We start from the raw sequence: 12,178 nt of genomic DNA on the forward strand, positions 1-12,178 counted from the left end.
TAAACTATGGGCCAGAAAGTAAATCCACATGGTTTCCGTGTGGGCGTAATTAAAGATTGGGATTCCCGCTGGTTCGCGAAGGACAATGTTTTCGGCGATACGCTCGTTGAAGATTACAACCTGCGCAAGACCTTGAAGAAGCAGCTGGCAGCCGCTGGCGTTCCCAAGATTGAAATCGAGCGCGATGCCTCCAAGGTGCGCGTTCATATCCACTGTGCAAAACCCGGCATGGTCATCGGCAAGGGTGGCGCAGAGATCGAAAAGCTCCGCCTCCAGTGCGAAAAGATGCTCGGCAAGCCGGTTGCCATCAATATTGTTGAAGTGAAGTCCCCGGACCTCAACGCTCAGCTGATCGCAGAGAACATCGCACAGCAGCTGGAAAAGAGAATTTCTTTCCGCCGCGCGATGAAGCAGTGCATCGGCCGCGCGATGAAGCTCGGCGCAAAGGGTATCAAGACCCAGGTCTCCGGACGTCTGGGCGGTGCAGAAATCGCTAGAACGGAGCAGTATCACGACGGAACGATTCCGCTGCAGACCATTCGCGCGGACATCGATTACGGCTTTGCAGAAGCCGCCACCACCTATGGCCGTATCGGCGTTAAGGTGTGGCTCTACAAGGGCGAGGTTCTCAACGATAACCGCAAGCCCCGCAGGGAAGGAGGCAATAAATAATGCTGTTGCCTAAGCGTGTAAAATACCGCAGAGTGCATCGTGGCCGTCTGACCGGCAAGGCATATCGCGGCAATACGGTGACCTACGGCGATTTTGGCCTCCAGGCCATGGAGCCGGCGTGGATCACCTCCAACCAGATTGAAGCAGCTCGTGTTGCTATGACACGTTACTGCAAGAGATTCGGTAAAGTTTGGATCAAAATTTTCCCGGATAAGCCGATCACTGAGAAACCGGCTGAAACCCGAATGGGTTCCGGTAAAGGTTCCCCGGAATACTGGGTGGCCGTTGTTAAGCCAGGCAGAGTGATGTTTGAAATCGGCGGCGTCTCCGAGGAGACCGCCAGAGAAGCATTGCGTCTTGCATCCAACAAGCTGCCGATTAAGTGCAAGTTTGTCAAAAAGGAAGGAACGGGTGGTGAGCAGTAATGAAGGCCTCAGAAGTCAGAGATTTAACAACTGCAGAACTGGAAAGTAAGCTGAAAGACCTCAAGGCCGAGCTTTTCAACCTGCGCTTCCAGCTTGCTATTAATCAGCTCGATAACCCGATGCGCATCTCCGCTGTGAAGAAGGACATCGCGCGCGTGAAGACGGTTCTGCGCGAGAACGAGATCAAGGACAGCGCGAAGGCGTAACGGAAGGGAGGATTAACTGTGAGCGATCGTAATTTGAGAAAAACAGAGGTTGGCAGAGTTGTCAGCAACAAGATGGATAAGACCGTCGTCGTTGCCATTGAGGACAGCGTGAAGCATCCGCTGTATAAGAAAGTTATCAAACGTACCGTTAAGCTGAAGGCACATGATGAGAACAACGAATGCTCCATCGGTGACCGCGTGCGTGTGATGGAGACCCGTCCGCTCAGCAAAGAGAAGAGATGGCGTCTCGTCGAGATTATTGAGAAGGCCAAATAAGTTCGTTTGGCTTAAGCGAAGGAGGAACGCACTGTGATACAACAGCAGACCTACCTGAAAGTGGCCGACAACACCGGCGCGAAGGAGCTTATGTGCATCCGCGTTCTCGGCGGTACCGGCAGAAGGTATGCAAATATTGGCGACGTGGTCGTTGCTTCCGTTAAGAAGGCAGCGCCCGGCGGCCAGGTGAAAAAGGGCGAAGTTGTGAAGGCGGTTGTTGTCCGCACCGCTTCCGGCGTACGCCGCGACGACGGCACCTACATCCGTTTTGACGAGAATGCAGCCGTCATCATCAAAGAAGATAAGAATCCGAGGGGGACGCGTATCTTTGGGCCTGTGGCAAGAGAGCTGCGCGATAAGGATTACATGAAGATCCTGAGCCTTGCCCCCGAAGTGCTGTAATGGGAGGTGCTCACTGATGAATAACAAAGTTCATGTAAAAACGGGTGACACCGTCATCATTATCAGCGGAAGAGACCGCGGCAAGAAGGGCAAGGTTCTCGCCGTGAGCCCGAAGGAAGGCAAAGTGATCATCGAGGGCCGCAACATGGTCAGCAAGCATGTGAAGGCCCGCAAGATGGGCGACCAGGCTGGCATTGTCCAGGCTGAAAGCGCTATCTATGCCTGCAAGGTCCAGATTGTCTGCCCGCGCTGCGGCAAACCGACGCGTGTCGCACATAAGGTTTATGAAGACGGCACCAAGGAACGCATTTGTGCAAAATGCCGTGAGTCGCTGTAAGGGAGGATAAAACATGGCCAGACTTAAGGAAACCTACAAAAAAGATGTCGCTCCGGCGCTGATGAAGAAGTTTTCCTATAAAAGCGTGATGCAGATCCCGAAGCTCGACAAGGTCGTCATCAATGTTGGCGCCGGCGAAGCGAAGGACAACGCGAAGGTGATCGACGCCATTATGACGGATCTCGCAGCCATCACCGGCCAGAAGCCGATGATCTGCAAGGCGAAGAAGTCGGTTGCAAACTTCAAGCTCCGTGAGGGCATGAACATTGGCGTGAAGGTAACGCTCAGAGGAGACCGCATGTATGAGTTTGTGGACCGTCTCTTCAATGTTGCGCTCCCGCGCGTCAGAGACTTCAGAGGCATCAACCCGAACTCTTTTGATGGCCGCGGCAATTACAATTTGGGCATCAAAGAACAGTTGATCTTCCCGGAGATCGACTATGATAAGATCGATAAGGTCCGCGGAATGGACATCTGTTTCGTGACTACCGCAAACACCGACGAGGAATCCAGAGAGCTTTTGTCCCTCATGGGCGCCCCGTTTGCGAAATAAGGAGGGATTATTGTGGCCAAGACTTCTATGAAAATCAAACAGCGTAGACCGGCGAAGTATTCTTCCCGTGCGTATAACAGATGCAAAATCTGTGGCAGGCCGCATGCCTATCTTCGCAAGTTCGGAATTTGCCGCATCTGCTTCCGCGAGCTCGCCTACAAGGGTGAGATTCCGGGCGTGAAAAAGGCCAGCTGGTAAAGCTTAGCAAAGGAGGTAACGGTATGCAAATTACAGATACAATTGCTGATTTGCTCACCCGTATTCGCAATGCGGTTTCCGCAAAGCATGATTCCGTTGACATCCCCGCTTCCAACATGAAGAAGGCCATCGTGCAGATTCTGGTGGACGAGGGCTATGTAAAGAATTATACGGTCGTTGAGGACGGCAAGCAGGGCATCATCAAGGTCAATTTGAAATATGGCGAGGGCAAGACCCCGGTCATCAAGGGTCTGCGCCGGGTATCCAAGCCGGGCCTTCGCATTTATTCCAGCGCTGAGGAGCTGCCGAAGGTCATGAAAGGCCTGGGCGTCGCGATCATCTCCACGTCCAAGGGCGTCATGACGGACCGTCAGGCCCGCAAGGAGAATGTTGGCGGAGAGGTCCTCGCATTTATTTGGTAATTAAGGGGGTGCAGAAATGTCTCGAATTGGAAGAAAACCCATAAATATTCCCGCTGGCGTCAACGTCAAAGTCGACGGCAACGTTATCACGGTCAAGGGCCCGAAGGCAACCCTCACCCAGCAGTTCCACCCGAACATGACGGTGGCTGTGGAGGGCAATGAGATCCTTGTGACCCGTCCGAACGATGAAAAACAGAACCGCTCTCTGCACGGCCTGACCCGTACGCTCATCCACAACATGGTGATCGGCGTAACGGAGGGCTTTAAGAAGGAGCTGGACGTCAACGGCGTCGGCTACCGTGTGCAGAAGCAGGGTAAGAACCTCGTTATGAACCTGGGCTATTCCCATCAGGTGATTGTTCCGGAGGTTGACGGTATCACGATTGAGTGCCCGTCCGCGAACAAGATCGTGATCCTGGGCCCGGACAAACAGAAGGTCGGCCAGTTTGCGGCGGAAGTCCGCGAGAAGCGTCCGCCGGAGCCGTACAAGGGCAAGGGTATCCGCTATACTGGCGAATTTGTCCGTCATAAGGAAGGCAAGGCCGGTAAGGGCGCCAAGAAGTAAGGAGTGAATGACAAATGGTGAATAAGGCTGATACAAACAAAGCCAGATTGAACCGCCACAAGAGAGTGCGCGGCAAGATTTCCGGCACCGCAGAGTGCCCGCGCCTGAATGTATTTCGCTCTACCAAAAACATCTACGCCCAGATCATCGACGATGTAAAAGGAGTTACCCTCGTGGCAGCTTCTTCCCTGGACAAGGAGTTCAATGGTAACGGCGGAAACAAGGAAGCCGCACGCAAAGTTGGCGAGATGATCGCTAAACGCGCCGCTGAAAAGGGCATTTCCCAGGTCGTATTTGACCGCGGCGGTTATATTTTCCACGGCCGCGTCAAAGAGCTGGCCGAAGGCGCCCGCGAGGGCGGCCTCAAGTTCTAAGAAGGAGGGATACTTTTGGCTAGATTTGACGCACCCAGACAGCAGTCTCAGGATGAGATGCAGGAGCATGTAGTCGCAATCAACCGTGTAAGTAAGACCGTCAAGGGCGGCCGTATCTTCAAGTTTGCTGCGCTCGTCGTGGTGGGCGACGGAAAAGGCACCGTTGGTTTCGGCATTGGTAAAGCAGGCGAAGTTCCCGAGGCGATCCGCAAGGGCATTGAGGACGCCAAGAAGAACCTGATCAAGGTCGCTATGCGCGGCGGTACGATCCCGCATGAGATCATCGGCGAGTACGGCGCAGGCCGCGTCCTGATGAAGCCTGCGGCACCCGGTACCGGCGTCATCGCCGGCGGCCCGGTTCGTGCGGTGGTCGAGGCTGTGGGTATCAAGGATATCCGTACCAAGGCGCTGCGTTCCAACAATCCGTGCAATGTTGTCCGCGCGACGTTGGCCGGCATGGCCCAGCTGCGCACGGCGGAGGAAGTTGCCGCAATCCGCGGCAAGTCCGTGCAGGATATTCTTTAAGGAGGGGGAAGCAAGATGGCACAGATCAAAGTAAAGCTGGTAAGAAGCCTTATCGGCAGCAAAAAAGACCAGATTGCAACCGCCCAGGCGCTTGGTCTTCGCAAAATTGGTGACGAGTCCGTTCAGCCGGACAACGACCAGACCAAAGGTAAGGTGGCCAAGATCGTCCACCTCGTCGAGGTAGTCGAAGCGTAAGCTAAGCAAGCAAGGAGGTGCGAGTAAAATGAATTTGCATGATCTAACTGCGACGCCGGGTTCCACAAAGGAATCCAAGCGGATCGGCAGAGGCCACGGCTCTGGACAGGGCAAGACCGCGGGCAAAGGTCACAAGGGTCAAAAGGCCAGAGCAGGCCACGGCATGCGTCCGGGCTTTGAAGGCGGCCAGATGCCTCTGCAGAGACGTGTTCCGAAGAGAGGATTCAACAATATTTTTGCCAAAACCATCGTGGCGATCAATGTAAGCGCGCTGGAGAAGTTTGAGACAGGCGCGGTTGTTGACGCGCAGGCGCTCAAGGATGCGGGGATCGTCAAGAAAACCTGCGACGGCGTTAAGATTCTCGGCAACGGCGCACTCACAAAGAAGTTAACCGTCAAGGTCACTGCCTATTCCGAAGCTGCAAAGCAGAAGATTGAGGCCGCCGGTGGGAAGGCAGAGGTGATCTGAGTTGTTTAAGACAATTAAGAATGCCTGGAGTATCCCGGATCTGCGCAAAAAGATCCTCTTTACTCTGTTGATTATCGTGGTGTTCCGTTTCGGCGCCACGATCCCGGTCCCGTTCCTGGATGTCGATGCCTTGCAGGGCTTGATGGGCACGGTCAACGAGACGGGGAATGCACTCAGCTACCTGGATATGTTGTCCGGCGGCGCCTTCGCAAATGCGACCATGTTTGCAATGGGCATTAGCCCGTACATCAACAGTTCCATCATTATGCAGTTGTTGACAGTTGCCATTCCTCCCCTGGAGCGTATGGCGAAGGAAGGCGAGGAAGGGCGCAAGAGAATTGCGACCATTACACGTTACGTCACAGTTGCTTTGGGCTTGATCCAAGGTACCGCGTATTACTTCTATCTGCGCAACAGCACCTATCAGGGCGCTCCGATTGCCCTGTATACCTCGGGCTGGGAGCAGGTATTCGCAGCGATTGTCATTATCCTGGCGTTTACCGCTGGTACGGCAATCATGATGTGGATGGGCGAGCAGATCAACCAGAAGGGCATTGGAAACGGTATTTCCATCCTCCTGTTTGCTGGTATCGTGGCAAGAATGCCGCACACCATCCGTTTGCTTACCCAGTATATCTCGGCTGCAATTGCAGACCCGTCCAACTATGGACAGTATTATGCATTTGTCCCGCTCTTTGTGATCCTGTTCCTGGCTGTGATCTGGGTAATCGCTTTCATGAACGATTCCGAGCGCCGCATCCCGGTTCAGTATGCAAAGCGTGTGGTTGGCCGGAAGATGTACGGCGGCCAGAGCACGCATATCCCGATCAAGGTTGCGATGTCCGGCGTTATGCCGATCATCTTCGCAAGCTCGATCCTCTCCATTCCGAGCACAATCCAGCTCTTCATGGGCACCAATGTGTCGGGCTTCTGGCAGTCCTTCTTTGAGGCATTTTCTTCCACGGGCTGGCTCTACTCGGTATTGTATTTCATTCTGATTATCCTGTTTGCTTACTTCTATGTAACCATCCAGTATAATCCGATTGAGATGGCCAATAATCTTCGTCAGAATAATGGCACCATCCCGGGCATCCGCCCCGGCAAGCCGACTTCTGATTTTATTTCGAAGATTCTTTCCAAGATTACGTTGATTGGCGCGTTGTTCCTCGCGGTGATTGCGTTGCTGCCGATTCTCTTCGGTGCTGTTACTGGTATGCACAACCTCTCCTTGGGTGGTACTTCTATCATCATCTTGGTTGGCGTTGCGCTGGATACCATGAAACAGATGGAATCCCAGATGATGATGCGCCATTACAAAGGTTTCCTTGACTGATAAGGAGGAAATGGTATGAATCTGATTCTTCTTGGCGCACCGGGCGCCGGTAAAGGAACCCAGGCAGAGGTCATCTGCCAGCATTTATCCATCCCCGCGATTTCCACGGGGAATATGATCCGCGAAGCGCTGAAGAGCGGCACGGAGATGGGCTTGAAGGCAAAGTCCTTCATGGACGCAGGCAAGCTTGTACCCGATGAGGTCGTGATCGGCATCGTCAAGGAGCGTTTGGCGCAGGACGATTGCAAGAACGGTTTCGTGCTGGACGGTTTCCCGCGCACCATCCCCCAGGCCGAGGCTCTGGACAAGATGGGCATTGTCATCGACAAGGTGATCGACATCGAAGTGGCCGATGACAAGATTGTGGAGCGTATGTCCGGACGCCGTGTCTGCGAAACTTGCGGCGCCACCTACCACCTGCTTTACAATAAGCCGGAAGTAGAGGGCAAATGCGGCAAGTGCGGAGGCGCCCTCGTTCAGCGCAAGGATGACCATCCGGATACAGTGAAAGAACGCCTGCATGTCTACCACGAGCAGACCGAGCCTCTCAAGGATTACTATGAGAAGCAGGGCAAGCTCCGCATTGTAGAAGGTCAGGAAGAAGTGGCCGACACCACCAAACTGACGTTGGCAGCATTAGAGGCGTAACCATGATTGTGCTTAAAACCAGCCGCGAGCTCGCAATTATGCGGGAAGCGTGCCGGATCTCTGCGAAAGCACTGAGGCTGGCTGGCGAAGCGGTCGAACCCGGGGTTTCCACCTGGGAGATCGACCGCGTTGTCCGCCGCGCGATCGAGGAAGAGGGCGGAAAGCCCAACTTCCTTGGTTACGGCGGTTTTCCGGGCAGCGCATGTGTCTCTGTAAACGATGTGGTGATCCACGGCATACCCCATAAGGAGATCATCCTCAAGGAGGGCGACATTGTCAGCATTGACACTGGCGCCTTTTACGAGGGATTTAATGGCGACAATGCATATACCTTCCCGTGTGGGGATGTAAGCGAGGAAGCCAAGCGCCTTATGGATGTCACACGCGAAAGCCTCTTTGAGGGCATCAAGGCCGCCCAGGCCGGGGCCCGCATCGGGGATATTGGCAGCGCGGTCCAGCGGTATGTCGAGGCGCGCGGCTACTCGGTGGTACGGGATTTTGTCGGCCACGGAGTAGGTGCGAAGCTGCATGAAGACCCAAGTGTTCCCAATTACGGCACGCCGGGCAGAGGCGTGCGCCTGTTACCAGGCATGACCATCGCAATTGAACCAATGATCAACGCCGGTGTGAAGGAAGTCAAAACGCTGAAGGACGGTTGGACGACCGTCACGGCGGATGGAAAGCTTTCTGCGCACTTTGAGCATACCATCGCGATCACCCCGGACGGACCGGTGATTATGACTCTGCCGGAATAAAAGGGGGAGACCATGGATTTTGTCAGAGGACTCGTCGTCCGCGCCCTTGCCGGGCGGGACAAAGGCGGCTTCTTCGCGGTGCTGGAGGCCGACGGCGACATGGCCGTGATTTGCAACGGCAGGCGGCGCAGCCTTTCACATCCAAAGAGAAAGAAGCAAAAACATCTTCTAGCGACCAAGACGGTCTTGGAAGAGGGTTCATTGCAAACCAACCGTGAAATTCGCCACGCTCTTCGTCCGTTTGAAGAGAAGAGCTGTTTTCCACAAGAGGAGGCTACTGTATGTCAAAACAGGACGTAATTGAAACCGAGGGCATTGTGACGGAAGCACTCCCAAACGCAATGTTTATGGTAGAGCTTCAAAACCACCACCAGGTGCTGGCCCACATTTCCGGAAAGCTCCGGATGAACTTCATCCGCATCCTTCCGGGCGATAAGGTCACGATCGAACTTTCTCCGTACGATCTGACCCGCGGCCGCATCACGTGGCGTTCGAAATAAAGGGATTTCGCAGGGCCAAGACAGCTTGCGGAATTTCAACACGAGACTTCACTAAGGGAGGGCGCACAAATGAAAGTCAGACCTTCTGTCAAAAAGATTTGCGAGAAGTGCAAAATCATTAAGCGCAAGGGAAAAGTCATGGTCATCTGTGACAACCCGAAGCATAAACAGCGCCAGGGTTGAAAGCTGCGCTTTCAGACACGGCCCGCCTGATGGCGGGGACCGCGAGGCTGGGAAAGAATCCCAAGCCCGTGTTCCGCTTAGGGGAAACGATCCCCATCAATTTGAAAGACTAATTGGAGGTGCAACAGTATGGCGCGTATAGCAGGTATTGATCTGCCCAGAGACAAGCGCATCGAAATTGCTCTTACCTATATTTATGGCATTGGCCGCAAGACCGCCACGGATATTTGCAAGGCAACGGGTGTGAACCCCGACATCCGCGTAAGAGATCTGACGGAAGACGACGCATCGAAGCTGAGAGAATATATCGACCACAACTGCCGCGTGGAAGGCGACCTTCGCCGCGACGTTGCGTTCGACATCAAGAGACTGATTGAAATTGGTTGCTATCGCGGTCTCCGTCACCGCAAGGGTCTGCCCGTAAGAGGCCAGCGTTCGAAGACCAACGCACGTACGCGGAAGGGTCCGAGAAAGACCATGGCCAACAAGAAGAAATAAGCAGGGAGGGATTTAAAAGATGGCAGCACAGAAGGGCGCTAAGAGAGGTACTACTGTTCGCAGACGCCGTGAACGCAAAAATATTGACCGTGGAGCTGCTCATATCCAGTCCACCTTTAATAACACGATTGTGACCATCACCGACACCCAGGGCAACGCGATTTCCTGGGCGAGCTCCGGTGAGCTGGGCTTCAGAGGTTCCAGAAAGTCCACCCCCTTTGCCGCACAGACCGCAGCGGAAACCGCAGCAAAAGCAGCGATGGAGCACGGCATGAAGACGGTTGAGGTTTATGTGAAGGGACCGGGCGCAGGCCGTGAGGCTGCAATCCGTGCGCTGCAGGGCGCGGGTCTCGAAGTCAGCATGATCAAAGATGTCACCCCGATTCCGCACAATGGATGCCGTCCTCCGAAGAGAAGACGTGTATAGTTTTGTAAAAGGAGGAAACGAGCTATGGCGAAAAATATGCAGCCGATCCTGAAAAGATGCAAGGCACTGGGAATCAGCCCCACCGTTATGGGCATCAACAAGGAGACCAGACGCAACCCGAAGCCGGGTAGAAGAAAGCAGAGCGAGTATGCTGTCCAGCTGAATGAGAAGCAGAAGGCAAAGTTCATCTATGGCGTGCTCGAGAAGCAGTTTAGACATTACTATGAGCTGGCGAGCAAAACCCAGGGTGTTACGGGTGAAAATTTGCTCCAGCTTTTGGAAAGAAGACTTGACAACGTTGTTTACCGCCTCGGTTTTGCCAACACGAGAAGAGAGGCAAGACAGATGGTCAACCATGGCCATATTACGGTAAATGGCAAGCGCGTGGATATTCCGTCCTATCAGGTTAGCCCGGGCGAGGTAATCTCCATCCGCGAGAAAAGCCGTGGTTCTGAGCATGTGAAGCAGATTCTGGAGAAGAATGCGGCTACCATGATTCCGAAGTGGCTGGAGCTGAACAGAGAGACTCTGCAGGGCAAGGTTGTTGCACTGTCTGAGAGAAGCGACATTGATTTCGACATCAATGAGACTTTGATCGTTGAGTTGTACTCCAAGTAATGCAGTTGCCTAACCGCATAAAAACCAGGATGGCAGGCAGAATCATCCGCTTTATGTCAAGGAGGGTCGCTAATGATCGAGATTGAGAAGCCAAAAATTGAAACAGAAATCCTGAGCAATGACGGAACCTACGGTAAATTTGTAGTGGAACCGCTGGAACGCGGCTTTGGTACCACGCTGGGCAACAGCCTGCGCCGGGTACTGCTTTCCTCCCTGCCGGGCGTTGCGGTCACGTCGATTAAGATCGACGGCGTGCTGCACGAGTTTTCTACCGTCCCGGGCGTTAAGGAGGATGTCACCGAGATTGTTCTGAACATCAAAGGTTTGACCGCGAAACTCCATTGCGACGGCCCCAAAACAGTGGAAATCTGTGCGGAGGGCCCGTGTGAGGTGACGGCCGACTCTATCAAGTGCGACAGCGAGGTTGAGATCCTGAACCCGGAGATGCACATTGCAACGCTGGGCGAAGGCGCGAAGCTGTATATGGAACTGACCCTGGACAAAGGCCGCGGGTATGTCCCCGCAGAACGGAATAAGCAGAACATGCCTGCGGGTGTGATCGGCGAGCTTCCGGTTGATTCTATCTACACTCCTGTTTATAAAGTGAATTATAATGTGGAACCCACCCGTGTGGGCCAGCGCATTGATTACGATAAGCTCACCTTGGAGGTTTGGACCAATGGGGTGATCGGGGCGCAAGAGGCGGTTTCTTTGGCCGCGAAAGTCCTGACTGAGCATTTGAATCTCTTCGTCAACCTGTCTGATAAGGGCAGCAGCACGGAGATTATGGTCGAAAAGGACGACAAGGGCAAGGAGAAAGTGCTGGAAATGACGATTGAAGAGCTGGATCTCTCCGTCCGTTCCTTCAATTGCCTCAAGCGCGCTGGAATCAATACGGTGGAAGACCTCATCAACAAGTCCGAAGAGGACATGATGAAGGTCCGGAACTTGGGACGCAAGTCCCTGGAGGAGGTCGTTTGGAAGCTGGCCTCCCTCGGCTTTAATCTGCGCAAGGACGACGAATAAGACCTTGCAAACCAAAGGTAAAGGAGTGATATTCGATGCCCGGAACCAGAAAGCTCGGAAGAGCGACCAGCCACAGAACGGCAATGCTGCGTGCGATGGTCACATTCCTTCTTGAGAACGGCAAGATCGAAACCACAGTCACACGTGCTAAGGAGGTCCGCTCCCTGGCCGAAAAGATGATTACGATCGCAAAGACGAACGATCTGCACAGCAAGCGCCTTGTGATGGGATTTGTCACAAAGGAAGCTGTTACAAATAAGCTTTTCACGGAGATTGCGCCGAAGTATGCTGACCGCAACGGCGGTTATACGCGCATCACGAAGCTCGGGCCGCGCCGCGGCGACGCAGCGGAGATGGCGATCATCGAGCTGATCTAATCGATCCATAATCATAAGAGAATGGGGCTCTGCACTTGGTGCAGGGTCCTTTTTCTATGCGAAGAAACTCCCTTTTGGTTTCGAAATCGGGGAAGAAATTTCTGGCATTCTTTATCCAAATATTGTCATCTGAAATTACACAAGTGTAACCGCCTGTATGCTTGCCAATCATGTGCGGGTGGAGTATAATAGTA

Annotated in this window: 25 protein-coding genes; all 25 read left to right on the forward strand. The window is 53.8% G+C overall.

Annotation, left to right across the window (positions count from 1 at the left end):
• Positions 1–6 precede the first annotated feature (6 nt).
• The 25 genes from rpsC (at position 7) to rplQ (ending at position 11,984) form a co-directional block, all read left to right on the forward strand.
• Positions 7–672: a 30S ribosomal protein S3 gene (rpsC, locus tag I2G69_RS02700; RefSeq protein ID WP_087230515.1), complete on the forward strand. Its 666-nt coding sequence runs from the start codon at positions 7–9 to the stop codon at positions 670–672.
• Positions 672–1,097 (forward strand): 50S ribosomal protein L16, encoded by a 426-nt coding sequence (gene rplP, locus I2G69_RS02705; RefSeq protein WP_054324022.1) that lies wholly within the window; start codon positions 672–674, stop codon positions 1,095–1,097. Before rpsC ends, rplP begins: the two co-directional genes overlap by 1 nt.
• Complete coding sequence (gene rpmC, locus I2G69_RS02710; protein WP_054324023.1) at positions 1,097–1,303, forward strand: 50S ribosomal protein L29; 207 nt, start codon at positions 1,097–1,099, stop codon at positions 1,301–1,303. Before rplP ends, rpmC begins: the two co-directional genes overlap by 1 nt.
• 18 nt (positions 1,304–1,321) lie before the next feature.
• Positions 1,322–1,579 carry a 30S ribosomal protein S17 gene (rpsQ, locus tag I2G69_RS02715; RefSeq protein WP_054324024.1) on the forward strand — a complete coding sequence of 86 codons (258 nt, stop codon included), beginning with the start codon at positions 1,322–1,324 and terminating at the stop codon, positions 1,577–1,579.
• 33 nt (positions 1,580–1,612) lie between these two features.
• Positions 1,613–1,981: a 50S ribosomal protein L14 gene (gene rplN / locus I2G69_RS02720; RefSeq protein WP_087230518.1), complete on the forward strand. Its 369-nt coding sequence runs from the start codon at positions 1,613–1,615 to the stop codon at positions 1,979–1,981.
• Positions 1,982–1,997: 16 nt separating this feature from the next.
• Positions 1,998–2,318, forward strand: coding sequence for a 50S ribosomal protein L24 (gene rplX / locus I2G69_RS02725; RefSeq protein ID WP_087230522.1), 321 nt, complete (start codon positions 1,998–2,000; stop codon positions 2,316–2,318).
• 13 nt (positions 2,319–2,331) lie between these two features.
• Complete coding sequence (gene rplE, locus I2G69_RS02730) at positions 2,332–2,871, forward strand: 50S ribosomal protein L5 (RefSeq protein WP_191405187.1); 540 nt, start codon at positions 2,332–2,334, stop codon at positions 2,869–2,871.
• A gap of 12 nt (positions 2,872–2,883) precedes the next feature.
• Positions 2,884–3,069, forward strand: a complete 186-nt coding sequence (locus I2G69_RS02735; protein ID WP_054324028.1) for a type Z 30S ribosomal protein S14 — start codon at positions 2,884–2,886, stop codon at positions 3,067–3,069.
• A 23-nt stretch (positions 3,070–3,092) separates the two neighbouring features.
• Positions 3,093–3,491 (forward strand): 30S ribosomal protein S8, encoded by a 399-nt coding sequence (gene rpsH, locus I2G69_RS02740; RefSeq protein ID WP_087230528.1) that lies wholly within the window; start codon positions 3,093–3,095, stop codon positions 3,489–3,491.
• 16 nt (positions 3,492–3,507) lie between these two features.
• The gene (rplF, locus tag I2G69_RS02745) at positions 3,508–4,056 is read left to right on the forward strand and encodes a 50S ribosomal protein L6 (protein WP_087230531.1); all 549 of its coding nucleotides are present in this window, start codon (positions 3,508–3,510) and stop codon (positions 4,054–4,056) included.
• Positions 4,057–4,070: 14 nt separating this feature from the next.
• On the forward strand, positions 4,071–4,430 hold the full coding sequence (gene rplR, locus I2G69_RS02750; RefSeq protein WP_087230534.1) for a 50S ribosomal protein L18: 360 nt from the start codon (positions 4,071–4,073) through the stop codon (positions 4,428–4,430).
• A 57-nt stretch (positions 4,431–4,487) separates the two neighbouring features.
• Positions 4,488–4,955, forward strand: a complete 468-nt coding sequence (gene rpsE / locus I2G69_RS02755; protein ID WP_087231000.1) for a 30S ribosomal protein S5 — start codon at positions 4,488–4,490, stop codon at positions 4,953–4,955.
• 15 nt (positions 4,956–4,970) lie between these two features.
• A complete protein-coding gene (rpmD, locus tag I2G69_RS02760; protein WP_087230537.1) occupies positions 4,971–5,150 on the forward strand; it encodes a 50S ribosomal protein L30 in 180 nt (59 codons plus the stop codon).
• Between the two features lie 28 nt (positions 5,151–5,178).
• Complete coding sequence (gene rplO / locus I2G69_RS02765; protein ID WP_087230540.1) at positions 5,179–5,619, forward strand: 50S ribosomal protein L15; 441 nt, start codon at positions 5,179–5,181, stop codon at positions 5,617–5,619.
• 1 nt (position 5,620) lies between these two features.
• Positions 5,621–6,952 carry a preprotein translocase subunit SecY gene (gene secY, locus I2G69_RS02770; protein ID WP_087230543.1) on the forward strand — a complete coding sequence of 444 codons (1,332 nt, stop codon included), beginning with the start codon at positions 5,621–5,623 and terminating at the stop codon, positions 6,950–6,952.
• Positions 6,953–6,967: 15 nt separating this feature from the next.
• A complete protein-coding gene (locus I2G69_RS02775) occupies positions 6,968–7,600 on the forward strand; it encodes an adenylate kinase (RefSeq protein WP_087230546.1) in 633 nt (210 codons plus the stop codon).
• 2 nt (positions 7,601–7,602) lie between these two features.
• Positions 7,603–8,355 carry a type I methionyl aminopeptidase gene (gene map, locus I2G69_RS02780; RefSeq protein WP_087230551.1) on the forward strand — a complete coding sequence of 251 codons (753 nt, stop codon included), beginning with the start codon at positions 7,603–7,605 and terminating at the stop codon, positions 8,353–8,355.
• A 12-nt stretch (positions 8,356–8,367) separates the two neighbouring features.
• Positions 8,368–8,655: a KOW domain-containing RNA-binding protein gene (locus I2G69_RS02785; protein ID WP_237966303.1), complete on the forward strand. Its 288-nt coding sequence runs from the start codon at positions 8,368–8,370 to the stop codon at positions 8,653–8,655.
• Positions 8,637–8,855 carry a translation initiation factor IF-1 gene (infA, locus tag I2G69_RS02790; RefSeq protein WP_054324038.1) on the forward strand — a complete coding sequence of 73 codons (219 nt, stop codon included), beginning with the start codon at positions 8,637–8,639 and terminating at the stop codon, positions 8,853–8,855. The genes I2G69_RS02785 and infA overlap by 19 nt, the downstream gene beginning before the upstream one ends.
• Positions 8,856–8,924: 69 nt before the next feature.
• Entirely contained in the window at positions 8,925–9,038 is a 114-nt protein-coding gene (gene rpmJ, locus I2G69_RS02795; protein WP_054324039.1) for a 50S ribosomal protein L36, read from the forward strand.
• Positions 9,039–9,167: 129 nt separating this feature from the next.
• Positions 9,168–9,536: a 30S ribosomal protein S13 gene (rpsM, locus tag I2G69_RS02800; protein WP_054324040.1), complete on the forward strand. Its 369-nt coding sequence runs from the start codon at positions 9,168–9,170 to the stop codon at positions 9,534–9,536.
• Positions 9,537–9,555: 19 nt separating this feature from the next.
• Positions 9,556–9,963 (forward strand): 30S ribosomal protein S11, encoded by a 408-nt coding sequence (gene rpsK, locus I2G69_RS02805; protein ID WP_054324041.1) that lies wholly within the window; start codon positions 9,556–9,558, stop codon positions 9,961–9,963.
• A gap of 24 nt (positions 9,964–9,987) precedes the next feature.
• On the forward strand, positions 9,988–10,581 hold the full coding sequence (gene rpsD, locus I2G69_RS02810) for a 30S ribosomal protein S4 (RefSeq protein WP_087230554.1): 594 nt from the start codon (positions 9,988–9,990) through the stop codon (positions 10,579–10,581).
• A gap of 72 nt (positions 10,582–10,653) precedes the next feature.
• Positions 10,654–11,607, forward strand: coding sequence for a DNA-directed RNA polymerase subunit alpha (locus tag I2G69_RS02815; RefSeq protein ID WP_087230557.1), 954 nt, complete (start codon positions 10,654–10,656; stop codon positions 11,605–11,607).
• 35 nt (positions 11,608–11,642) lie between these two features.
• On the forward strand, positions 11,643–11,984 hold the full coding sequence (gene rplQ, locus I2G69_RS02820; RefSeq protein ID WP_054324043.1) for a 50S ribosomal protein L17: 342 nt from the start codon (positions 11,643–11,645) through the stop codon (positions 11,982–11,984).
• Positions 11,985–12,178: the final 194 nt, after the last annotated feature.

The sequence above is a fragment of the Anaeromassilibacillus sp. D41t1_190614_C2 genome, from assembly GCF_015558525.1.
GTDB lineage: Bacteria > Bacillota > Clostridia > Oscillospirales > Acutalibacteraceae > Anaeromassilibacillus > Anaeromassilibacillus stercoravium.

Excerpts from the sequence above, each read along its gene's own strand:
- rpsC (WP_087230515.1), top strand. The coding sequence starts at position 7 with ATGGGCCAGAAAGTAAATCCACATGGTTTCCGTGTGGGCGTAATTAAA.
- rplP (WP_054324022.1), top strand. The coding sequence starts at position 672 with ATGCTGTTGCCTAAGCGTGTAAAATACCGCAGAGTGCATCGTGGCCGT.
- rpmC (WP_054324023.1), top strand. The coding sequence starts at position 1,097 with ATGAAGGCCTCAGAAGTCAGAGATTTAACAACTGCAGAACTGGAAAGT.
- rplX (WP_087230522.1), top strand. The coding sequence starts at position 1,998 with ATGAATAACAAAGTTCATGTAAAAACGGGTGACACCGTCATCATTATC.
- rplE (WP_191405187.1), top strand. The coding sequence starts at position 2,332 with ATGGCCAGACTTAAGGAAACCTACAAAAAAGATGTCGCTCCGGCGCTG.
- rpsH (WP_087230528.1), top strand. The coding sequence starts at position 3,093 with ATGCAAATTACAGATACAATTGCTGATTTGCTCACCCGTATTCGCAAT.
- rplF (WP_087230531.1), top strand. The coding sequence starts at position 3,508 with ATGTCTCGAATTGGAAGAAAACCCATAAATATTCCCGCTGGCGTCAAC.
- rplR (WP_087230534.1), top strand. The coding sequence starts at position 4,071 with ATGGTGAATAAGGCTGATACAAACAAAGCCAGATTGAACCGCCACAAG.
- rpsE (WP_087231000.1), top strand. The coding sequence starts at position 4,488 with ATGCAGGAGCATGTAGTCGCAATCAACCGTGTAAGTAAGACCGTCAAG.
- rpmD (WP_087230537.1), top strand. The coding sequence starts at position 4,971 with ATGGCACAGATCAAAGTAAAGCTGGTAAGAAGCCTTATCGGCAGCAAA.
- rplO (WP_087230540.1), top strand. The coding sequence starts at position 5,179 with ATGAATTTGCATGATCTAACTGCGACGCCGGGTTCCACAAAGGAATCC.
- I2G69_RS02775 (WP_087230546.1), top strand. The coding sequence starts at position 6,968 with ATGAATCTGATTCTTCTTGGCGCACCGGGCGCCGGTAAAGGAACCCAG.
- map (WP_087230551.1), top strand. The coding sequence starts at position 7,603 with ATGATTGTGCTTAAAACCAGCCGCGAGCTCGCAATTATGCGGGAAGCG.
- I2G69_RS02785 (WP_237966303.1), top strand. The coding sequence starts at position 8,368 with ATGGATTTTGTCAGAGGACTCGTCGTCCGCGCCCTTGCCGGGCGGGAC.
- infA (WP_054324038.1), top strand. The coding sequence starts at position 8,637 with ATGTCAAAACAGGACGTAATTGAAACCGAGGGCATTGTGACGGAAGCA.
- rpmJ (WP_054324039.1), top strand. The coding sequence starts at position 8,925 with ATGAAAGTCAGACCTTCTGTCAAAAAGATTTGCGAGAAGTGCAAAATC.
- rpsM (WP_054324040.1), top strand. The coding sequence starts at position 9,168 with ATGGCGCGTATAGCAGGTATTGATCTGCCCAGAGACAAGCGCATCGAA.
- rpsK (WP_054324041.1), top strand. The coding sequence starts at position 9,556 with ATGGCAGCACAGAAGGGCGCTAAGAGAGGTACTACTGTTCGCAGACGC.
- rpsD (WP_087230554.1), top strand. The coding sequence starts at position 9,988 with ATGGCGAAAAATATGCAGCCGATCCTGAAAAGATGCAAGGCACTGGGA.
- I2G69_RS02815 (WP_087230557.1), top strand. The coding sequence starts at position 10,654 with ATGATCGAGATTGAGAAGCCAAAAATTGAAACAGAAATCCTGAGCAAT.
- rplQ (WP_054324043.1), top strand. The coding sequence starts at position 11,643 with ATGCCCGGAACCAGAAAGCTCGGAAGAGCGACCAGCCACAGAACGGCA.